The organism is Azospirillum sp. SYSU D00513, assembly GCF_017356015.1.
Lineage (GTDB): Bacteria > Pseudomonadota > Alphaproteobacteria > Azospirillales > Azospirillaceae > Azospirillum.
This window is the reverse complement of the sequence record NZ_JAFIQV010000041.1, coordinates 18,328-37,906: the sequence shown is the minus strand read 5'-3', so window position 1 is coordinate 37,906 and position 19,579 is coordinate 18,328. Positions and strand designations below refer to the sequence as shown.

17 protein-coding genes are annotated in these 19,579 nt (G+C 68.4%); 6 read left to right on the top strand and 11 right to left on the bottom strand.

The window, feature by feature from the left end:
- Positions 1 to 31: 31 nt before the first annotated feature.
- From JUB11_RS25040 to JUB11_RS25030, 3 genes are all read right to left on the bottom strand, one after another.
- Positions 32 to 1,054, bottom strand: a complete 1,023-nt coding sequence (locus JUB11_RS25040; RefSeq protein WP_207461516.1) for a TRAP transporter substrate-binding protein — start codon at positions 1,052 to 1,054, stop codon at positions 32 to 34.
- Between the two features lie 62 nt (positions 1,055 to 1,116).
- Positions 1,117 to 2,397 carry a TRAP transporter large permease subunit gene (locus JUB11_RS25035; RefSeq protein WP_207461515.1) on the bottom strand — a complete coding sequence of 427 codons (1,281 nt, stop codon included), beginning with the start codon at positions 2,395 to 2,397 and terminating at the stop codon, positions 1,117 to 1,119.
- A gap of 26 nt (positions 2,398 to 2,423) precedes the next feature.
- Entirely contained in the window at positions 2,424 to 2,993 is a 570-nt protein-coding gene (locus tag JUB11_RS25030) for a TRAP transporter small permease (RefSeq protein ID WP_207461514.1), read from the bottom strand.
- A 496-nt stretch (positions 2,994 to 3,489) separates the two neighbouring features.
- Here JUB11_RS25030 and JUB11_RS25025 point away from each other — a divergent pair, with 496 nt between their 5' ends.
- A complete protein-coding gene (locus JUB11_RS25025; RefSeq protein WP_207461513.1) occupies positions 3,490 to 4,536 on the top strand; it encodes a GntR family transcriptional regulator in 1,047 nt (348 codons plus the stop codon).
- Positions 4,537 to 4,819: 283 nt separating this feature from the next.
- Here JUB11_RS25025 and JUB11_RS25020 read toward each other — a convergent pair whose 3' ends face one another.
- Positions 4,820 to 6,349: an altronate dehydratase family protein gene (locus JUB11_RS25020; protein WP_207461512.1), complete on the bottom strand. Its 1,530-nt coding sequence runs from the start codon at positions 6,347 to 6,349 to the stop codon at positions 4,820 to 4,822.
- A 380-nt stretch (positions 6,350 to 6,729) separates the two neighbouring features.
- Complete coding sequence (locus JUB11_RS25015; RefSeq protein ID WP_207461511.1) at positions 6,730 to 6,978, bottom strand: hypothetical protein; 249 nt, start codon at positions 6,976 to 6,978, stop codon at positions 6,730 to 6,732.
- Positions 6,979 to 7,201: 223 nt separating this feature from the next.
- Between JUB11_RS25015 and JUB11_RS25010 the strand changes: the two genes are divergently transcribed.
- Both JUB11_RS25010 and JUB11_RS25005 read left to right on the top strand, forming a co-directional pair.
- On the top strand, positions 7,202 to 8,017 hold the full coding sequence (locus tag JUB11_RS25010; RefSeq protein WP_207461510.1) for a Crp/Fnr family transcriptional regulator: 816 nt from the start codon (positions 7,202 to 7,204) through the stop codon (positions 8,015 to 8,017).
- A 126-nt stretch (positions 8,018 to 8,143) separates the two neighbouring features.
- The gene (locus JUB11_RS25005) at positions 8,144 to 8,332 is read left to right on the top strand and encodes a hypothetical protein (protein WP_207461509.1); all 189 of its coding nucleotides are present in this window, start codon (positions 8,144 to 8,146) and stop codon (positions 8,330 to 8,332) included.
- A gap of 10 nt (positions 8,333 to 8,342) precedes the next feature.
- On the opposite strand, the gene JUB11_RS25000 is transcribed toward JUB11_RS25005, so the two are convergent.
- Both JUB11_RS25000 and JUB11_RS24995 read right to left on the bottom strand, forming a co-directional pair.
- A complete protein-coding gene (locus JUB11_RS25000) occupies positions 8,343 to 8,963 on the bottom strand; it encodes a DedA family protein (protein ID WP_207461508.1) in 621 nt (206 codons plus the stop codon).
- Positions 8,964 to 9,131: 168 nt separating this feature from the next.
- A complete protein-coding gene (locus JUB11_RS24995; RefSeq protein ID WP_207461507.1) occupies positions 9,132 to 10,385 on the bottom strand; it encodes a cytochrome P450 in 1,254 nt (417 codons plus the stop codon).
- A 255-nt stretch (positions 10,386 to 10,640) separates the two neighbouring features.
- On the opposite strand from JUB11_RS24995, the gene JUB11_RS24990 reads away from it, so the two are divergent.
- Together JUB11_RS24990 and JUB11_RS24985 are read left to right on the top strand one after the other, a co-directional pair.
- The gene (locus JUB11_RS24990; RefSeq protein WP_207461506.1) at positions 10,641 to 13,292 is read left to right on the top strand and encodes a PAS domain S-box protein; all 2,652 of its coding nucleotides are present in this window, start codon (positions 10,641 to 10,643) and stop codon (positions 13,290 to 13,292) included.
- A 278-nt stretch (positions 13,293 to 13,570) separates the two neighbouring features.
- Positions 13,571 to 14,029 (top strand): nuclear transport factor 2 family protein, encoded by a 459-nt coding sequence (locus JUB11_RS24985; RefSeq protein ID WP_207461505.1) that lies wholly within the window; start codon positions 13,571 to 13,573, stop codon positions 14,027 to 14,029.
- Positions 14,030 to 14,039: 10 nt separating this feature from the next.
- Here the strand turns inward: JUB11_RS24985 and fhuF are convergent, their stop codons facing one another.
- Positions 14,040 to 14,786, bottom strand: coding sequence for a siderophore-iron reductase FhuF (fhuF, locus tag JUB11_RS24980; protein WP_207461504.1), 747 nt, complete (start codon positions 14,784 to 14,786; stop codon positions 14,040 to 14,042).
- A 162-nt stretch (positions 14,787 to 14,948) separates the two neighbouring features.
- On the opposite strand from fhuF, the gene JUB11_RS24975 reads away from it, so the two are divergent.
- Positions 14,949 to 16,322 carry a tetratricopeptide repeat protein gene (locus tag JUB11_RS24975; RefSeq protein WP_348771503.1) on the top strand — a complete coding sequence of 458 codons (1,374 nt, stop codon included), beginning with the start codon at positions 14,949 to 14,951 and terminating at the stop codon, positions 16,320 to 16,322.
- On the opposite strand, the gene JUB11_RS24970 is transcribed toward JUB11_RS24975, so the two are convergent.
- The 3 genes from JUB11_RS24970 to choX form a co-directional block, all read right to left on the bottom strand.
- The gene (locus JUB11_RS24970) at positions 16,273 to 17,655 is read right to left on the bottom strand and encodes a HAMP domain-containing sensor histidine kinase (RefSeq protein ID WP_207461503.1); all 1,383 of its coding nucleotides are present in this window, start codon (positions 17,653 to 17,655) and stop codon (positions 16,273 to 16,275) included. The genes JUB11_RS24975 and JUB11_RS24970 overlap by 50 nt on opposite strands.
- Positions 17,652 to 18,323 carry a response regulator gene (locus tag JUB11_RS24965; RefSeq protein WP_207461502.1) on the bottom strand — a complete coding sequence of 224 codons (672 nt, stop codon included), beginning with the start codon at positions 18,321 to 18,323 and terminating at the stop codon, positions 17,652 to 17,654. The genes JUB11_RS24970 and JUB11_RS24965 overlap by 4 nt, the downstream gene beginning before the upstream one ends.
- A gap of 247 nt (positions 18,324 to 18,570) precedes the next feature.
- A complete protein-coding gene (choX, locus tag JUB11_RS24960) occupies positions 18,571 to 19,530 on the bottom strand; it encodes a choline ABC transporter substrate-binding protein (protein WP_207461501.1) in 960 nt (319 codons plus the stop codon).
- Positions 19,531 to 19,579 lie beyond the last annotated feature (49 nt).

The window sequence follows — 19,579 nt, the reverse complement described above, 5'->3', positions numbered from 1 at the left end:
GGGGACGGTTCACCGTCCTTTTCCGGGCGCCTTACTTGGCGCCGCGCACCTTCTGGATCTCGTCCAGCATGGACTGGACGAACTCCGGGCCGATGCTCTGGGTGTACTTGTCGGTCACCGGCTTCACCTTCTGGCGCATGCGGTCGATCTCCGCGTCCGACAGCTCGGTGATGGTCATGCCGTGGCCGCGCAGGGTCTGCATGGACTTCTCGTTCGCCTCGCGCGACACCTTGCGCTCGAAGAGTCCGGCCTCGGTCGCGGCCTCCTGGACGATGCGGCGCTCGTCCTCGGACAGCTTGTCCCAGACCTTCTTGCTGAAGACGGCGACCAGCGGGTTGTAGACGTGCTTGGTGGTGGCCGCGTGCTTCTGCACCTCGTAGAACTTGCTGGTCTCGATCGAGGCGAAGGGGTTCTCCTGCCCGTCCACCGTGCCCGTCTCCAGCGCGGTGTAGAGCTCGGGGAAGGGCAGGGGCACGGGGTTGGCGCCGAGGGCCGCGAAGGTGTCGATGAAGATCGGGATCTGGATCACGCGCACCTTCAGGCCGGCGATGTCCTCCATCTTGGTGAGCGGGCGGTCGGCGCTGGTGAGGTTGCGGAAACCATGGTCCCAGTAGCCGAGGCCAATCAGGCCCTTTTCCGGCAGCGTGGCCAGCAGCTTCTTGCCGATCTCGCCGTCCATGACGGCGTCGACCTCATGGTAGTTGTTGAAGACGAAGGGCAGGTCGAAGACCGAGAATTCCTTGATCTGGCCGGCGAGCAGGCCGGGGCTGACCATGGTCATCTCCACCACGCCGCCCTGGAGTGAGGAAATGACCTGGGCATCGCCGCCGAGCTGGCCGCCGCCGAAGGCCTTCGCCTTCATCTTGCCGCCGCTCTTCTCCGCCAGCAGGTCGGCGAACTTCTGCGCGCCGATGCCGTGCGGATGGTCGTTGTTCTGGACGAAGGCGACCTTGAAGTTGCGGGTCTGGATGTTCTGCGCCAGGGCGGTGCCGGTGGCGAGCATCGAACCGGCCAGCAGCAGCCCGGTCAGGACGGACTTCATCATCTTGCTCATGAGGCGTTCCTTTAAATTCTTGATTGGCGAATTTCTGATCGGCATCGGCTGCCGGAGCCGGTTCAGCCGTAGAACCAGCGCGCCGGGACGGTGACGAGGGACGGGAAGAGGATGAGGAGGGCGAGCACGATGAGTTGGGCCAGCATGAAGGGCCACACGCCCCGGATCAGGCTGCCCATGCTGATCTTGGACACGCCCGCCACCACGTTCAGCACCGTGCCCACCGGCGGGGTGATCAGCCCGATGGCGTTGTTGATGATGAACAGCACCCCGAAGTAGATCGGGTCGATGCCCGCCTCCTTGATCACCGGCATCAGAACCGGCGTCAGGATCAGGATCGTCGGCGTCATGTCCATCGCCGTGCCCACCACCACCACCAGCGCCATGATCGCCAGCATCAGCAGCGTCGGGCTGTCCATGAAGGGCCCCAGAAGCTCCGACACCTGGCTCGGCAGGTCCGCCACCGTGATCATCCAGGCCGACACCATCGCCGCGGCCACCAGGAACATCACCACCGCCGTCGTGGTCGCCGCCGTCACGAACAGCTCGAACAGCTGCGCGAACCGCAGCTCGCGGTAGATCACCGTCGCCACGAACAGCGAGTAGACCGCCGCCACCACCGCCGCTTCCGTCGGCGTGAAGATGCCGAACTTCAGCCCGAAGATGATGATCCCCGGCAGCAGCAAGGCCCAGAAGCCGTCCAGCACCGCCCGCAGGATGTCGCCCCTGGAGGCACGCGGCGGCGGCGTCACGTTCTCGCCGCGCACCACCAGCCACCAGGCCACGACCAGTGCCAGGCCCAGCATCAGCCCCGGCACGATGCCGGCCAGGAACAGCTTGGTGATGGAGACGTTGGCGGCCACGCCGAAGATGATGAAGCCGATGGACGGCGGAATGATCGGGGCGATGATGCCGGACGCGGCGATCAGCCCGCCCGAGCGCGCCTTGTCGTGGCCGGCGCGCACCATCATCGGCACCAGCAGGGCCGAGAGCGCGGCAGCGTCGGCGACGGCCGAGCCGGACAGGCTGGCCATGATGCAGGCGGCCAGGATGGCAACGTAGCCGAGCCCGCCCTTGACGTGGCCGACGAGCGTCATGGCGACGGTGACGATGCGCTTGGACAGGCCGCCGGCGTTCATGATCTCGCCGGCGAGCATGAAGAAGGGCACGGCCATGAGCGGGAAGCTGTCGGCGCCGTTGATGACGTTCTGGGCGACGATCTGCGCGTCGAAGAGGTCGAGGTGGAACATCAGCGCCACGCCGCACAGCAGCAGGGCAAAAGCGATGGGCATGCCGATGGCCATGGCGCCGAGAAGCGAGCCCAGGAAGACGGTGATGGTCATGGAACGGGTACTCCTGGGGCGTCGGGTCAGGCGGCCTTGCCGGGCGGGGTGCGGCCGGCGGTGGCGTGCTGGACGCCCTCCAGCTCGGCCTGCTCCTCGGAGTCCTTGACCATGATGAGTTCGCCGTCGCTGAGCCGTCCGGCCAGCGCGCGGAGGAGGTTGACGGCGAGAATTGCGAGTGCGGAGACGCCGAAGACGACGCCGGAGCCGTAGAACAAGCCCATGGACAGGCCGGTGGCGGGGGCGGCGACGTCGAGGTTGATGAGGGTCTGGTCCCAGCTTCCCTGGAGGAGGAGCCAGGTGACGTAGATCATGATGGCGTGGCTGACGGCGAAGCAGAGGGTCTTGCCGGCCCTGGGCAGGGCGGCGACGAGGCTGTCCATGCCGAGATGGCCGTGCTGGCGCAGGGCGACGATGGCGCCCAGGAAGGTCAGCCAGACGAAGAACAGCCGCGACAGCTCCTCCGACACGGTGATGCCGCTGTTGAAGCCGTAGCGCAGCACCACGTTCCCGAACACCAGCACCACCATCGCCGCAAGGCAGGCCGCGATCAGGATTTTCAGTGCGAAGAAATAGCCGTCCACTATTTTTGCCATGACCCTCACCATGATTCGCCAACGGATTGCGTCCACGCCTCCCCATCATGGTTTCGTGGACATGAATGGAGCCGAGAGCAGACGAACGGGTGCATCCGGCAGAACGGATGATGTTTTCCGTCCCTCCGTCGGCCAGGCAAAAGCCCTGTCTCTTTGTGTCTCTTCTTTCGGGAAGGACAGTCGCCTGGCCGTTGATCCCGCTAGGGTTGGTGCCCCGGGAAATTTTTTCTTTGTTTCGGTGCGAACGTGCTTGTCATCGGCGCCCGCGATGAGCAACACTTAACATCACTGATTTTTGCCGACAATAGCCATTTTCGATCCGGGACAAAAATAATCCGTGTCGCCAAGGGAGGCTGCCGGCGCTGCGCCGAACCTCTCCCGCGGCCCCGCGAAGGATGGCATAAGGTCGGCGGAAGGCTGTTCGCACCAACCCCGCGTTTCCCCGGCCGGCGCGGTCCTCCGCCGTGACCGGGGCTTTGAAGGTCCGCTACGAACGATGCCGACGGCGAAGATCCAGCAGAACACCACGAGCGCGGCCGACAAGGCCAGCCCCGCCGGCAAGACCGGCCTGACCGCGAAGATCAGCAGGATCCTGCGCGACGCCATCCTTTCGGGCCGGCTTCCCCGCGGGCAGCTGCTCCTGGAAACGCATGTGGCGAACCTCGTGGGGTCAAGCCGCGTTCCGATCAAGCAGGCCTTCGCGCAGCTCCATGCCCAGGGGCTGATCAGCCGCTTCGACGGGCGCGGCTTCATCGTCGGCCCCGACCCCGTGCCGGGCAACGGCACGGTGATCCGCGCGCCCATCACCGCCGCATCCCTGGGGCTGGAGGAAGGGGAGGGCGGCGGCCTGAAAGAGCGGGCCTGGGAGGGCGTCTACGATCCCGTCGAGAGCGAACTCATCCACTGCTCGCTCTACGGCCGCTTCCGCATCAACGAGCAGGAACTGGCCAGCCGCTATGGCGTCAGCCGCACGGTGATGCACGACGTGCTGATGCTGGCTCAGGTCAATGGCCTCGTCACCAAGGACGAGCGGTCGCGCTGGTACAGCGTCCCGCTCGACGAGAGCCGCGTCACCTTCCTCTATGAGCTGCGCGAGCATCTGGAGCCCGTCGCCCTGTCCAAGGCCGCCCTGTCCATCCCGCCCCAGGAGTTGGAGCGGGTCGGCGGCCGGCTGACGGAGGCCCTGCGTCTCTACCCGAAGCTGCCGGCGGAGACGCTGGACGAGCTGGAGCTGGACCTGCACGTCCGCTGCCTCGGCCACTGCCCGAACCCGGAGCTGGTGGAGGCGCTGAAGCGCACGCGCTGCATCCTGATCTTCGGCAAGCACCTGCTGGGGCGCGAGATCGCCTTCCCCAATGAAGAGCCCTTCTTCGACGAGCACCGCCGCATCATCGATGCCATGATGCGGCGCGACGAGGCCGCCGTCGCCCGCGAGACGCTGGCGCACCTGCGCAAGGCCCGCACCAAGGTGCTGGACCGCGTCCGCTACTCCCGCTCGGTCACGGCGCCGCTGGACCTGCCCTACATAAAGGAAGCGGGATGAGGCGCGCGCAGGATCAGTCGAAGCTAAGTAAAAGAAGAGCAGAGCAAAACAAAAACCTCCGTCATCCCCGCGAAAGGGGGAATCCAGTCCTTCGCAAGCGAACCCGTTGGAAACTCTGGATCCCCGCGTCCGCGGGGATGACGGTGGAAGAGTGGTTGGAAGCTTGTTTCAGCCAGCCGGCCGTCAAGATTCGTGCCCATGCACTTCCGCAGGGGTGACGGTTAACTGGATGTCTTTCATTAATCCATGAAACAAGGGCGCCTCGCCGGCGCCCTCCACATCCTCACATCACCGCGCCGACCTGCCAGGGCACGAACTCGTTATTGCCGTAGTCGTACTGCTCGCTGAGCGTCCGTTCGCCGGAGGCGACCGAGACGATCTTGTCGAAGATCTTGCGGCCGGACTCCTCGATGGTCTCCCCGCCGGTGACGATGCCGCCGCAGTTCACGTCCATGTCGTCGGACATGTGCTCGTACATGGCGTTGTTGGTCGCCAGCTTGATGCAGGGGGCGGGCTTGAAGCCGGAGGTGGAGCCGCGGCCGGTGGTGAAGCAGATCATGTTGGCGCCGCCGGCGACCTGGCCGGTCACGGCCACCGGGTCGTAGCCCGGCGTGTCCATGAAGACGAAGCCCTTCTCACGGACCGGCTCGGCGTATTCGTACACGGCGTTCAGGCGCGAGTTGCCGCCCTTGGCGACGGCGCCCAGCGACTTCTCCAGGATGGTGGTCAGGCCACCGGCCTTGTTGCCGTAGGAGGGGTTGTTGTTCAGCTCGGCCCGGTTGCGCTCTGCGTAGTCGCGCCACCACTCGATCCGCTCCAGCAGCTTGCGGGCGACCTCGGGCGAGGCGGCGCGGCTGGTCAGCAGATGCTCGGCGCCGTAGATCTCCGGCGTTTCCGACAGGATGGCGGTGCCGCCGTGGCGGACCAGCAGGTCGGACGCGTAACCCAGCGCCGGGTTGGCGGAGATGCCCGAATAACCGTCGGAGCCGCCGCATTCCAGCGCCAGCGTCAGTTCCGACACGGGCTCCGACGTGCGCTGCGCACCGTCCACCTCGTCCAGCATCTCGCGGATGACGGCGCTCGCCGCGTCGATGGTCTTGCGGGTGCCGCCGACGCCCTGGATGTTCATGGTCCGGAAGGTCGGGGTCTCCTGCAGGCCGTACATCTCCTTGATCAGCGAGATCTGGTTGGTCTCGCAGCCCAGCCCGATCATGACCACGCCGCCGAAGTTCGGGTTCATCGCGTAGCCCCGGATGGTCCGGGTCAGATACTGGTAGCCCTCGGTCTGGGTGTTGATGGCGCAGCCGCCGCCGTGGGTCAGCGCCACGATGCCGTCGATGTTGCGCCGGCCCTCCAGCCCCCCCTGGCGGTTGAAATGGTCGGCCACGGCCTTCGACACGGTGGCCGAGCAGTTCACGGACGAGATCACGGCGATGTAGTTGCGCGTGCCGACCTTGCCCGACGCCCGGCGGTAGCCCATGAAGCGTGCCCGCTGCGCCTCGGGCACATAGTCCGGCTCGCGCGCGTCGACGCCGAAATGATGCTCCTGCTCCACGTCGCGCATGGCGAGGTTCTGCGTGTGGACGTGACGGCCCGGCTCGATGCCGGTACTGGCGAAGCCGATGATCTGCCCGTACTTGCGGACCGGCTCGCCCTCCGCGATGCCCGCCAGCGCGACCTTGTGCCCCTGCGGAACCGCCTCGGCCACCGTGATCCCGAATTCCGGGAGCACCGTGCCCGCCGCCAGCGCCACGCGGGCGACCGCGACGTTGTCGAGCGGGTTCAGCTTGATGACGGGGGATGCCTGGGCCATCGCGGGCGTTTCCTTTTGGAGCTTGGATGCGTGCGGCGCCCCAGCGGGCAGCCTGCCTGGGGTGAAGATTATGGACATTGCATCCAAAATTCAATGCGCGCGTGAAAGGACGAGCGGGAAATCGTCGAGCGCACGGACGGAAAAGGAACAACGTCCGGAGCGACAGCCGGAGGAAACGTGTTCCCGCCGGGGACAGCACGGCTCACCGCGCCGCATCGATTGTTTTGGATTTGGAATAAATACCAGCGTTCCCGCACCGATGGCGGAAGACCTTGTCCCGAACAGAGGTCTATGCCCTTTTGCCTATGATAAGGGAAAAGAGTTTGCCTCCGGTTCAGGCAGAAGCTGGCCCTTGGGATTCCGGGGGCGGACCTCCGCCCCTAACCTAAATTGTCGGTCGGCTTCGCCGCCCCGATCTGTGTCAGAAGCCGTTCGATGATCAGGCCGGCGGACTGGTGCACGGCCGCCTGATCATTCAACGTATCGATGTTCTGATGTGCCGCCGCCGCGTCTTCCAAGGCACCGCGCGCCTCTTCCAACGAAAGAATGCCTTTTTCAACCAGTGCAATCATCAGAGACTCACAGATCGAAAGTGCGGCCCGCCCTGCCGCATCGTCCTGCGCCGCCATGTCTCGTCTAGCCCTTTCTGCTGCCCGCCAAACGGCCTATGCGCGTTTGGTTCAGCGATAAACAGGTACCTCGCGGCCTCGTTTCGCCACAGCAATGAAAAACTGCATAAGCCTTAACCTATGTTATAGACCCGCCCGCTGAAAGGCTCAATCGTACAGTCCGCCGCGGCCCTGGCTCCGGCGCTTCGGAAAGAGTGTTACAAGACGGAAGGCAAAGAGGATCATGAACAGCGGCCCGGCGGGAACGATGCCGGAAAGCCCTTTGAGGCTGAAGCTCAGCAGTTACCTCAAGCTGACCGACGACGAACAAGCGTTTCTGGCCGAACTGGAACGGGCGGTGTCGCGCCACCCCGCGCGGACGGACCTTCTCGTGCAGGGCGAACGTTACGGAAGCGTGCGGGTCATGCGCGGGGGTTGGGCAATCCGCCACAAGGCCCTGCCGGACGGGCGGCGCCAGGTGATCAACTTCGTGCTGCCGGGCGACATCATCGGCATCTACTCGAACCTGTTCGAGACGGCCGACCACAGCATCACGACCCTGACCCCGGTCGAGGTGGCGAGCTTCCCATCCGAGAAGATCCTGGACATCTTCCGTGGCTATCCGCGGCTGGCCGCCGCCTTCGCCTGGTCGGCCGCGCGGGAGGAGGCGATCATCGCCGAGCGGCTGCTCAGCCTCGGCCGCCGCACCGCGCTGGAGCGGATGGCGCATCTGATCGTGGAGCTTCAGCGCCGCCTCAGCGTCATCAACATGGTCGAGAACGGGCTGTTCACGCTTCCCGTCACGCAGGAGATACTGGCCGACGCGATGGGGCTCAGCATCGTGCACATCAACCGGACGCTGCGGCGCCTGCGCGACAGCGGGCTGATCGAGATCAACGGCCAGCGCATCACGGTGAACAATGTGGGCGAGCTGTCCAACATCGGGCAGTTCGACGACCACTACCTCCAGCTCGTCCGCGGGCCGTCCCGGCTGGAAAGCGCCTTCAAGGGGAACAAGGCCTCGGCGAAGCCCAAGCCGCCGCCCCAGCCCAAGCCGTAGGTCCTGCGGCGGCCGCGCCAAAAAAGGGACGGCGGGGAGAAGCCTGCCGTCCCTTAACATAGGTTAGGGACGGCTGTCGTTCCGAGTCGATAACATCAACCGTCTGACACAGGCATCGCTCGGCACATGGTCATCGGCCTCCCCACATCCCTCAATGAGCCTGTCTGCTGCCATTGCGGAAAACCCATCGCTCCCGGCCAGCCCCGCTGGGCCGGTGACCCGGAGGAGCGCCCCTGGCACTACGCCTGCGCGGAGGAGGCCGGCCGCTCCACCAAGGCGAGCGAGCGTTTCTGGACCCTGAGGAACGGCAAGTAACAGCCGCCGGTCAGTGCCGCGACTCCTTCGGGTGTTGCCGTGAATTGAAGGTGACGACCCGGTAGACGTACCAGGCGACCAGCAGCACCACGATTCCCGTCGACACCGGATCGACCCAGCCGGCCACCCGCTGGTACTGGTCGCGCAGCAGATAGCCCGCACCCGTCAGAAGCGCCGTCCAGAGCGCCGATCCGGCACCGGTGTAGAGCAGGAACTTGGGCAGGCTCATGCCCGCGATGCCCGCGGGAACCGAGATCAGGGTCCGCACCGCCGGGGCCAGCCGCCCGAAGAAGACCGCGTTGGCACCGTGGCGGCGGAACCAGTCGCTCGCCTGGTCCACCTCGGCGGGGGTGATGGTCATCCAGCGGCCGTGCCGTTCCGCCAGGCTCCGCACGCGGTCGGCGCCGAGCATCCGGCCCGCGTAATACCACATCAGCGCGCCGGCCATGGCGCCGATCGTCCCGGCGACGATCACCAGCACGACGTTGAGCTGCCCCTGCGCCGCCGTGAAGCCGGCCAGCGGCATGATCAGTTCGGACGGGATCGGCGGGAAGACGTTCTCCAGGAACATCAGCAGGGCGATGCCCGGGTAACCGCTCTGCTCCACGAAGCCCGTGATCCAGTCGAACATCGGCGCCCTCACTCCCTGACAATGGTTCGGTTCCGCCGCGCGAGCGGCGGCCGGCGCCCCCGGACATGGGACCGCCGCGCCGGACTTACCATGATCTTCATGAGCCGGGAGCCCATCCAAGCGGCGTACCGCCCCGGCGGGCGCCGGCGCAAGGGGGGCGCGCGGCGGTCAGGCCGACCGGACGTTCCGGATCACGAAGCGGCTCTTGGGGATCGCCGGGACCCGCGACAGGTCGATGGTGAGGTCCTGTTCCGGAACCTCGTAGCGCATGGCCCCGGTCAGCAGCGCCACCGCTTCCTTGACCAGTTCGATGGTCAGCCGCTCGCCCGGGCAGCGATGGTCCTTGGCCACGTCGCCGGCCCCCTGGGGAATGAAGTTGAAGGGGCTGCCGTTCCAGGCGCGGAAGCGGTCCGGCCGGAAGGTCTCCGGCTCCTCCCAGAGCCTCGGGTCGTGGTTGGTGCCGTGCAGGTCGAGCAGGACCCAGGCGCCTTCCGCGAAGTCATGCCCCTTCCAGGTGAAGCCTCGCGTGACCCGGCCGCCGACGAAGGGGAAGAAGGGATAGAAGCGGCGGACCTCCTGGACGAAGCGCTCGCGGTCCTCGTCCGTCGCGGCGGGGGACGCCAGCTGCTCGCGGAATTCCGGATGCTCGTGCAGCGCCAAGGCGGCGAAGACGATATAGCGGTCCACGGCCACGGTCGGGCGCAGCAGGTTGATCAGCTCCACCGCTGCCGTGGAGCGGTCCAGGAGGGAGCCGTCGGCGTCGCGGTGGGCGGCGATGAGCTGGACGGCGCTGCCCTCCGGCGCCTTCAGGTCGCCCGCGCGGACCCGGTCGATGACGCCCCTGGCCCAGCGCTCCGTCTTTGACCGCAGCAGCAGACCGCGCCATGCCCGCGGCCCGGCGGACCCGGCGCCGTCGATCATGGCGCCGAACTCCGCCGTGCGCTGTCTGGCCTCCTCGTCGCCGAGCGGCAGGCCGGCCCAGGCGCAGACGCCGCGGCAGAGGATCTCCCGCGCCTCGGGGAACAGCACGGCCTCCCCCATGTCCTGCCATTTGGGGATGGCGCTCCGCCACTGCGCGGCGAAGACCTCCCTCATGCGGCGGAGCGCCTCCGGCGCCACCAGCGACAGGAACATCCGCTTGCGAACCCGGTGGGCCTCGCCGTCCAGCGTCTGCACGCTGCCCTTGTCCTGGAGCAGCCTCAGCGTCGTCTGGGGCATGGCGCCATTCCGGGTGAAGCGGCCCGTGTCGTAGAAGAGGCGCGCCGCCTCCTCGCCCGAGATGCAGACGGCCCTGCGGAGCATCAGCCGCGTTTCGAAGAGATCGGAACGGTAGCGTCGGCAGCGCTCTGGAATGAAACGGTAGCCCTCGGACAGCAGCGACAGGGTGCTGTCCAGGGCGGAGTCGCGGGGAATCTGGGCCATGGGCACGGGTCCTCTTGTCGGCGATGCGGTCCGCGGGGTCCGCGGGCGGGCGGGAGGACAACAGGGTAGGGGGACGGAGGTTCACGGGCGGGGTGCCGCGCCAAGCGCGCATGGATCGGCGTTGCTCCGGGCGGGCATCTATGGTTAATGAAATATCATTGACATCGGGGTGGCCGGCGGCCGGGTGAAGGCGGCCGCGCGGCATGCGGGACGGAAGGCGAGATGCGGCAAGGACCGTCTCTGCGGCAGGACGGAGTGGCTTCGGGACGCCCGGTGCAGGACGGCGAGCGCCGCGTGCTGGAGATGGTCGCCGCGGGTGCGCCGCTGCCCGAGGTGCTGACGGCCATCTGCCGCCTGACCGATGAAAGCCTGCCGGGATCGGTCTGCTGCGTCATGCTGCTCGACCCGGTGCTGCGGCGGCTCCACTCGGCCACCGTGCCGGGGCTGCCCGAACTGGCCGAAGTGCTGGAAGGGCAACCGGTCGCCGAGGGAAGCGGCGGCTGCGGCACCGCCTGCGTTCGGCGCGAACCGGTGGTGGTGAGCGACATCGCGACGGATCCGCTCACGGCGGGATTCCGTGACCGGCTTCTCGCCCTCGGCCTCAAGGCCTGCTGGTCCAAGCCGATGCTGTCGCCGCGCACGGGCGAGGTCATGGGCTGTTTCGCCGTCTACCGGCGGGAGGCGCCGGGCGCGCCATCGGCGGCGGAGATGGAGCAGCGCGACGTGCTGCTGCGCTGGGCCGCCATCGCCATTGAACGCTGGCGGACCGAGCAGGCGCTGAAGGACAGCGAGGAGCATCTCCGCCACACGGTCGACCTCAACCCGCAGATCCCCTGGACCGCCACGCCCGACGGGCAGATCGCCTCGGTCAGCCCGCGCTGGAGCAAGCTGACGGGCGTCGCGCAGGAGGAGGCGCTCGGGAACGGATGGCTGCGCGTCCTGCATCCCGCCGACCATGGGCGGATGGCGGAGGTGTGGGGGCAGGCGCTGCGCACCGGGGAGCCCTACGACATCGAGTTCCGCCTCCGGGTGGTCGAGGGCGCCTACCGCTGGATGCGCGCCCGCGCCTATCCGCGGCGTGACGGGAACGGCCGGATCCTGCTCTGGTACGGCGCGCTCGAGGACGTCCACGACCGCCGCCTCGCCGAGGACGCGCGCCGGGCGAGCGAGGAGCGGCTGCGCCTGCTGACGGACAGCCTGCCGGTTCTGATCGCCTATGTGGACAGCGACCGGCGCTACCGCTTCGTCAACCGCGCCTATGAGGACTGGTTCGGCCGGTCGCTGGAGGCCATCGGCGCCAGGAGCATGGCCGAGGTCATCGGGGAAGAGGCCTACGCGGCTCGCGCGCCCCGGATCGAGGCGGCCCTGGCCGGGGAGACGGTCCGGTTCGAGGGATTCCTGCCGCACCGGGACGGGCAGCCGCGCTTCACCGACACCCAGTACATTCCGGACATCGGACCGGACGGCGAGGTGCGCGGAATCTGCGTGCTGGTGGTCGACACCACGGAGCGGCGGCGGGCGGAGGAGGATCTGCGCGAAAGCCGGGAGCGGCTCACCACCATCTTCAACCAGGCGAGCGTCGGCATCGTACAGACGGATTCGGCCGAGCGGATCGTGCTGGCCAACGAGCGGGCCTGCGAGATCCTGGGACGGCCGGTGGATGAGCTGCTCGGCCGCCACCTCCTGGACTTCGCGCACCCCGAGGACCTGCCGCCGAACAGGGACCATGTCGTCCGGCTGTTCGGCACGGGCGAGCCCTTCGTCACCGAACGCCGCTTCCTGCGCCCGGACGGGAGCAGCGTCTGGGTCAACAACCGCATGTCGCTGGCGCGCGACGCGCAGGGCCGCCCGCAATATCTCATCGGCGTCCTGCTCGACATCACCGAGCGCAAGGAGGCCGAGGCGCGGCAGGCGCTGCTGGCCCGCGAGGTGGACCACCGCGCCAAGAACATGCTCGCCGTCGTGCAGGCGATGCTCCGCCTCACCAAGGCGGACAGCCGGGAGGCCTTCATCCAGGCGATCGAGGGCCGTGTGGGCGCGCTCGCTCGCGCCCACACGGCCCTGTCGCTCAGCCGCTGGACGGGGGTCGAGCTGCGGACGCTGGTGCGCGAGGAGCTGGAGCCTTTCCAGGAGCAGGGAGCCGAGCGGGTCCAATTGCACGGCGAGGCGGTGGGTATCGCCGCCGACGCGACCCAGGCCATCGGCATGGCCCTGCACGAGCTGGCGACCAACGCGACGAAATACGGAGCCCTGTCCTCGCCCGGCGGGCTGGTGGACGTGCGCTGGCGCCGGGAGCGCGGGGACGGCTCCCTGCATCTGACCTGGCAGGAGATCGGCGGCCCGCCGGTCTCCCCGCCGAGCCGGGAAGGCTTCGGCTCCACCGTCATCCAGCAGACCATCGGGCACCAGCTGAACGGGGAGGTCGAGCAGGAGTGGCGCCCGGAGGGGCTGCTGTGCCGGCTCCGCGTCCCGGCCGTCCACCTGATCGCGTCCGCCGCGGCGGAGGCGGAGCGGCCCGGAAGAGCGGCCCTGGAGGAACGCGGAGCGGCGGCGGAGTCCCTGCGCATCCTGGTGGTGGAGGATGACGGGCTGATCGCGCTGGAAGTCGAGCACATACTGGGCGAACTCGGCCACCGGCTGGTCGGGCCGGTGACCACGGCGCAGGAAGGGCTGGCGCTCGCCCGGACCGAGGAGCTGGACGCCGCTCTGCTCGACGTGTCGGTGGCCGACGGCTTCGTCTTCCCGGTCGCCGAGGAGCTGAGCCGCCGGGGCCTGCCCTTCCTGTTCGTCACGGCCTACGGACGGGACGTCATACCCGCCGACTTCGCCGCGGTTCCCATCGTCCGCAAGCCCTTCCGCAAGCAGGACCTGCGGGTCGGGCTCCGGCGGCTGGGGCGGAGCGGCTGAGGGGCTGCCCACCGGCCCTTCCACTTCCCGTACCCGGCGGCCTTTCAAATCTGCAAGGCATCGGCTGGCCGGCGATCCTATGACAGGTTTATGTCCATCGTGCCGTCGCGGAACGCAATCGCACGCATTATAATTAAATGTCCAATCAACGGTTCCGGGAGGAAGCCCGTGCCAGGTCCGCACATCCCTCTTTTCCGCCCGGCCGCCGAACCCAGGCCTGTCCCGGCCGTTCCCGCCGCCCGACGGGCGCCAGGGGATGGCGCACGGGAACACAGGTTATGAGGCCCGCCCCCGAGCCCGCTTCAGCCCCGTCGCTGGCGTGGCTGGCGAAGATCTACGAAGACTATGGGGTCGGCCGGACCGAGCGTTTCTTCGCCCATTTGGCGGAGGACGTCGTCTGGGTGTCGAACAGCACCACCGCCGCCCTGCGGCCAATCGCGGGGACCTTCCTGGGGCATGAGGGCGTCCGGCGCTTCTTTGAGATCCTGGGGAAGGACTGGGCGCTCATCCGCTGGGAGGTGGAAGGGATGACCGAGGAGGGCGAGCTGATCCATGTGCGCAACCGCGTGCTGGCCGTGAACCTGAACACCGGCAAGCATGTGGAGACGAGGACCCGTCATTGCCTGACCGTCCGCGGCGAGACGATCCTGCGTTTCGAGGAAAGCTACGACGACGAGCTTCCCATCGCCGCGGCGGGCCATCTGGACTCCTGCAGTCCGGTGAGCCGGGGCCGCTGAACGCAGGACGTCATCCCCTCAGCACCGCTTCGAGCGCGTCGCCCTTCAGCTTCGGGCAGTTGCCGCAGAGCGGCATGCCCGGAACGAGATCACGGATGCAGCAGACCCGCTGCTGACGATGCCGGACCAGCCGGCCGTCCAAGGCCACCTCCACCGTCCGCACCGGCTCGTACAGGGGATTGCCGTCCGGGAACCAGGAGGTGGTCCGGGCGGCGATGACGGCGGCCCGATCCTCCCGCGCCCGCGCGGCGAGACCGGGGTCGTCCGGCTCCGGATCCTCGGCCAGGGTGGTGAGGACATGATCGGCGATCACCCCGGCGTTGGCCCAGGACACGCGCGGCGACAGGCCGAAGCCGTCGGCCAGGGCGGCGAAGACCGGGGCCATGTGGTCGCGAAGGCCGGTTCCGTAGATGTCGTCCAGCGTCCGGCCCGGGCTGGGAAGCCGCGGCAGCAGAAGGCCGTAGGGCAGCCGTCCCGCCAGGATCAGCGCGGGCTCGTTCTCCTCTTCCAGCAGGGCCGAGCGGTCGCGCAGGGAAAAGGCGATCAGCGGGGACAGGACCATCCGGCAGTAATATTTGACCCACATGGAGGCCACCGCGCGCCGGTCGCCCTCCGGATAGGCGCGCCCGAACCGTTGCACCAGTGGAACGACCGTCTCCGGCTCGGCGAGCCGCCGGAGCGGAACCGTCTCCACGCCGGGATCCGCCCGCATGGTGACGACCTCCAGGCACGCGGCCACCGCCTGCCACCCTTTCATCGACGGCTCCTTCATCGAACAGCGGCCCTTTCTCTAACCGATCTCCGCGGCCGCTTTCCGCCGAAATCGTCGGCCCGAAGCGAGGAGGATGGCGCGCGGCGGCGGGCAGCGGCTATAAGGCGGCGCGCTCCCGCGCAGCACCCGAATTGCGGCAGGCATCCCGTGGCGACAGACGAACGGAACGATCCACAAAACGGCGGGCTCGCCGCCGTGCGGGACCTGCTCGACCGACGCCATTTCAAGGCGGCCCTGCGGCTCCTGGATTCCGGAGAGCTGCGGGACATGCCGGAGCATGACCTGCTAAGGGCGGCGGCGCTGCTCGGACGGCGCCGGAACGAGGAAGGACTCCGGCACCTGCGCCGCGCGCTCGCGCGCCGGCCGGACGGCGTCGAGGCGATGTCCGGGTTGGGGCAAGCCCTCCTCCAGACCAACGATGTCCTGGCCGCCGTGGGCTGGTTCGAACGCGCCCTCGCCGTTGCCCCGGACCATCCCGGCGGGCCGGCGGCGCTGGCCCAGGCCTGCCGCCGCGACGCCCGCTACGAGGACGCGATCCGCATCGTCGATGCGCAGCCCGGCGCCGCCGGGGATGTGGACCTGCTGTATGAGAAGGCGATCAGCCAATCCTATCTGGGCGACGCGGCGGGCGCGCTCGCCACATACGAGGCGCTGCTGAGCCTCGACCCGGAACACGCGGCCGCCTGGTTCGGCAGTCATGCGCCGGCGCTACAGACCCTTGGCATGGAGGAGGCGTTGCGGCGCCTGTGGCGCGCCGTCGGCTGCTCCGGCGCCAACGGCCGCTACTGGGCCTTCCTGTGCGCCTACCACCGGCTGCTCGGGCAGGAAGCGGAGGCGGTGCGCATCTTCCGGGAGCATGTGGCCGGCAACCCGAAGCGCCTGCCTCTTGTCGAATCCGTCACCGCCGTGCAGCCCCACCTGTCTGCGGACACGCGGATCTTCGGCATGAGCGCCAACCTGCTGCGCCACGCGCTGTCGCGGGCGGCGGTACCGGGCATGGTGCTGGAGTTCGGGGTCCGGCGCGGCACCTCGATCAACCACATCGCCGCCGTGGCGGGGCAGGCCGTCCACGGCTTCGATTCCTTCGAAGGGCTGCCGGAGACCTGGGTGAACGGCCCGCAGGGGCTGCTTTCCACCGGGCGGCAGCTTCCGCCGGTTCGCCCCAACGTGACCCTGCACGCGGGCTGGTTCGAGGACACGCTCGGCTCCTTCCTGCGGGAACGGGGCGAGCCCTTGCGCTTCGTGAACATCGACAGCGACATCTATTCCTCGGCCCGGACGGTGCTGACCGCGCTCGCGCCGCGGGTCCGGCCGGGAACGGTGCTGGTTTTCGACGAGTATATCGGCAACCGGACCTGGCGGGAGGACGAGCACAAGGCCTTCCAGGAGTTCGTCCGCGACCAGGGCGTCGCCTACCAATGCTTCGCGATCAGCCCCTTCACCAAGCAGGTCGCCGTCCGCATCGACGCCATCAGGGGAGAGACGGGCCAGGCAGGGGCGGACGCGGAAAGGACAGGGTGAAGACGGCCCCGCCGGCCTCGCCGTCGGTGATGCCGATGCCGCCCTCATGCGCCTCCATGGTCTTCTTGACGATGAAGAGGCCGAGACCGAGGCTGGTGCCGTTGCGGTCGGCGGTCCAGAACCGCTCGAAGACGCGCTCGCGGATCTCCCTCGGGATCCCCGGTCCCTGGTCGGCGACCGACAGGCGTGGTCCCGGACCCGCCCGGACGGTGACGGTGGCGCCCGGCGGCGAGACGCGCAGCGCGTTCTCCACGAGGTTGCGCAGGGCCGCCGCGATGGCGTCGGCGTGGCCGTGGACGGCCCCGGCCTCCTGATCCTCGAACGCCAGCTCCTTGCCGTCGCGGATGGCGAGCGGGGCGAGCAGGGCGGTGACGTCGCGCGCCACCTCGCCCAGCTCCACCCGGTCGCCCGGCTTGAACTGGAGGGCCTCGAGCTGCGCGACCTTCAGGAGCTGCTCGACCAGCCGCACCATGCCCCCGGCGTCCGCCTTCAGCCGCCGCGTCGCCTCGCCGGCCGGCAGCGTGTCGAGCTGGAGCGTCAGGATGGCGAGCGGTGTGCGCAGCTCGTGCGCGACGTTGGCCGTGAACTCCCGCTGGAAGGCGAGGCTGCGGTCCATGCGCTCCAGCGCCCCGTTGACCGCGCGGACGAGGCTGTGCACCTCGGCCGGCAGCCGGGTCTCGGCGATGCGGGCACCCTCCGTCCGGCCGTCCACCGCGGCGGCCTCCGCCGCGGCGCGCTGCAGGGGCTTCAGGCTGCCCCGAACGGTCCAGACCGTCGCCAGCAGCAGGATCAGCAGCAGCGGCAGGAGGATGACGCCAATCTCCTCCATCAGGCGGTCGAGGATCACCGACAGGTAGAGGTCGGCCGGATCGTCGCGCATCGCCGCCGCGATCCAATAGACCGTGCCGCCGCGCTCGACCATGCGCCCGCTCGACCAGACCGGCCCGCGCAGCTCCTCGCGTGACGTCAGCCATTCGCGCAGCCGCGCGTCCTCCGTCAGGGGCGGGGTGTGGATGAGATGCTGGTTGATGGGCGCGATGATGCGGGTGTCCGGGCCGAAGACCGCGAAGGCGTAATCGTCGGGATAGTCGCGGTAACGCTGGGCCAGGGATTCGGGGAGGCGGATCTGCCCGTCCGGCTCCAGATAGCCGGACAGGACGGCGATCTCCTTCTCCAGCACGCCCTCGATCCGTTCCACCGGATCGGCGGCCTCGCGCCAGGCGATCAGCACCGACTGCACCGCGATCACCAGCAGCGCCACCGCCGCCAGCCTCGTGATGAGCTGGAAGGCGAGGGTGCGCGGCCGGCGCGCCTCCGTGGCCCGCCCCGTCATGGCCCGCTCACCATGTAGCCGACGCCGCGCACGGTGTGGATCTGGACGTCGGCCTCCTCCGCGATCAGCCGCTTGCGCAGGCGGGAGACGAGCACGTCGATGGTGTTGGGGGCGATTTCCTCGTCGATGCTGTAGAGCGCCTCCTCGATGGTCGCGCGCGGCACGACCTTGTCGCTGCGCCGCATCAGCAGCTCCAGCAACTGCACCTCACGGCGCCGCAGGTCGCATGGGCGGCCCGCTACCGTCACCTGGAGGGTCGCCGTGTCCAGCGCGACGTTCCCCGCCTCGAGGCTGAGCGTCAGGACATCCTGCCGCCGGCGCAGCAGCGCGCGGCAGCGCGCGACCAGCTCCGCCATGTCGAAGGGCTTGATCAGATAGTCGTCGGCCCCGCCGTTCAGCCCCGACAGCCGGTCATCCAGCCCGCCGCGCGCCGTGATGATGAGGACCGGCAGCCCGTTCCTGGCCGCGCGCAGGCTGCGCAGCAGCGCCATCCCGTCCTGGTCGGGCAGGCCCAGGTCGAGCAGCAGCAGATCGTAGGCGAAGACGGAGAGGGCGTGTTCGGCGTCGCGGACCGTGCGGGCGGGATCGACCGCGAACCCCGCCTCCCCGAGCCCGGCGGCGATGAGATCCGCCAGACGCTCGTTGTCCTCGACCAGCAGCAGCCGCACGCCTTACCTCGCTTCCCCGGGCAACCCTCGACGGTGCCCCCGCTTCCGGCAATGCCCGACGGCCCCCCGCTTGTCAAGGCGGCGGGACGGGCGTCAGCGTCGGCCGGAGGGACCGCGCATGTAATGGCGTTCCGGCCGGTAGGCGGGCTTGAACAGGGACCGGAACCAGGCGTGCAACCGGGCGAACATGGCGGAACATTTCCTTCTGGATTGGGTGGGCGGCGGTCCCCCGCCGCGCCGGTTTGGGTTATTTCAGTCCGAGGGCGGCCTGAACGGCCTTGAGGCCGTCCTTTCCGTCGCGCGTCTGCACGCCAGCCAGCCAGGGGCCGACCAGGTCCGGATGCGCCTTCAGATAGGCGGTGGCCGCGTCCTTCGGGTCCTTCTTGTCGTCCACGATGGCGGCCATGATCTGGTTTTCCATCTCGACCGTGTAGGCGAGCTGGCCGAACAGCTTCGCGGCGTTCGGGCATTCCCCGCCATAGCCGGCGCGCGACAGGGTGTTGACCGTCGTGCTGCCGTAGTTCGCGCCGAAATAGGCGTCACCGCCAGCGAGATAGGTCAGGTCGATCTTGGTGTTCATGGGGTGCGGCTGCCACGCCAGGAAGACGATCCAGTCCTTGCCGCGCGCCTTGCGCACGGCCTGGGCCAGCATGCCCTGCTCGCTGGATTCGACCAGCTTCCAGCCGTCGAGGCCGAAGTCCTTCTTGTCCAGCATGCGCTGGATGTTCTGGTTCGCCGGCGCACCGGGCTCGATCCCATAGATGGTCTTGTCGAAGCGGTCGGCGAACTTGGCGAGGTCGGCGAAGCTCTTCACCCCCTCCTTCGCCACGTAGCTCGGCACGGCCAGCGTGAACTTGGCGTTCTCCAGGTTGGCGCGGACCAGTTCGACCGACTTCTCCTGGAGCAGAGGGTCGAGGAAGGTCGACTGCGCCGGCATCCAGTTGCCGAGGAACACGTCGATCTGCTTGGTCTTCAGCCCCTGGAAGATGATGGGGACGGCGACCGTCTCGACCTTCTGCTTATAGCCCAGCGCGTTCAGCAGCACGCCCGCGACGCCATTGGTCGCCGTGATGTCCGTCCAGCCCGGATCGGCCATCCGCACCGTCTCGCAGGAGGCGGGATCCGCCGCCAGGGCCTGTTGCCCCATGGCCGCCAACCCGACGGTGGTTGCCAGACCCAGAAGTGCTGCGCGTCCCAGTCCGTACATGGTGATCTCCTTGGAAGAGGGTTGGCCGATAAGGGGTCGGCGGTCCCGG

Bases quoted from the DNA above. Each gene is read 5' to 3' on its own strand.
- JUB11_RS25025 (WP_207461513.1), top strand. From the start codon at position 3,490: ATGCCGACGGCGAAGATCCAGCAGAACACCACGAGCGCGGCCGACAAG.
- JUB11_RS25000 (WP_207461508.1), bottom strand. From the start codon at position 8,963: ATGTTCGACTGGATCACGGGCTTCGTGGAGCAGAGCGGTTACCCGGGC.
- JUB11_RS24970 (WP_207461503.1), bottom strand. From the start codon at position 17,655: ATGACGGGGCGGGCCACGGAGGCGCGCCGGCCGCGCACCCTCGCCTTC.
- JUB11_RS24985 (WP_207461505.1), top strand. From the start codon at position 13,571: ATGAGGCCCGCCCCCGAGCCCGCTTCAGCCCCGTCGCTGGCGTGGCTG.
- fhuF (WP_207461504.1), bottom strand. From the start codon at position 14,786: ATGAAAGGGTGGCAGGCGGTGGCCGCGTGCCTGGAGGTCGTCACCATG.
- JUB11_RS25015 (WP_207461511.1), bottom strand. From the start codon at position 6,978: ATGGCGGCGCAGGACGATGCGGCAGGGCGGGCCGCACTTTCGATCTGT.
- JUB11_RS24995 (WP_207461507.1), bottom strand. From the start codon at position 10,385: ATGGCCCAGATTCCCCGCGACTCCGCCCTGGACAGCACCCTGTCGCTG.
- choX (WP_207461501.1), bottom strand. From the start codon at position 19,530: ATGTACGGACTGGGACGCGCAGCACTTCTGGGTCTGGCAACCACCGTC.
- JUB11_RS25040 (WP_207461516.1), bottom strand. From the start codon at position 1,054: ATGAGCAAGATGATGAAGTCCGTCCTGACCGGGCTGCTGCTGGCCGGT.
- JUB11_RS25010 (WP_207461510.1), top strand. From the start codon at position 7,202: ATGAACAGCGGCCCGGCGGGAACGATGCCGGAAAGCCCTTTGAGGCTG.
- JUB11_RS25035 (WP_207461515.1), bottom strand. From the start codon at position 2,397: ATGACCATCACCGTCTTCCTGGGCTCGCTTCTCGGCGCCATGGCCATC.
- JUB11_RS25020 (WP_207461512.1), bottom strand. From the start codon at position 6,349: ATGGCCCAGGCATCCCCCGTCATCAAGCTGAACCCGCTCGACAACGTC.
- JUB11_RS25005 (WP_207461509.1), top strand. From the start codon at position 8,144: ATGGTCATCGGCCTCCCCACATCCCTCAATGAGCCTGTCTGCTGCCAT.
- JUB11_RS25030 (WP_207461514.1), bottom strand. From the start codon at position 2,993: ATGGCAAAAATAGTGGACGGCTATTTCTTCGCACTGAAAATCCTGATC.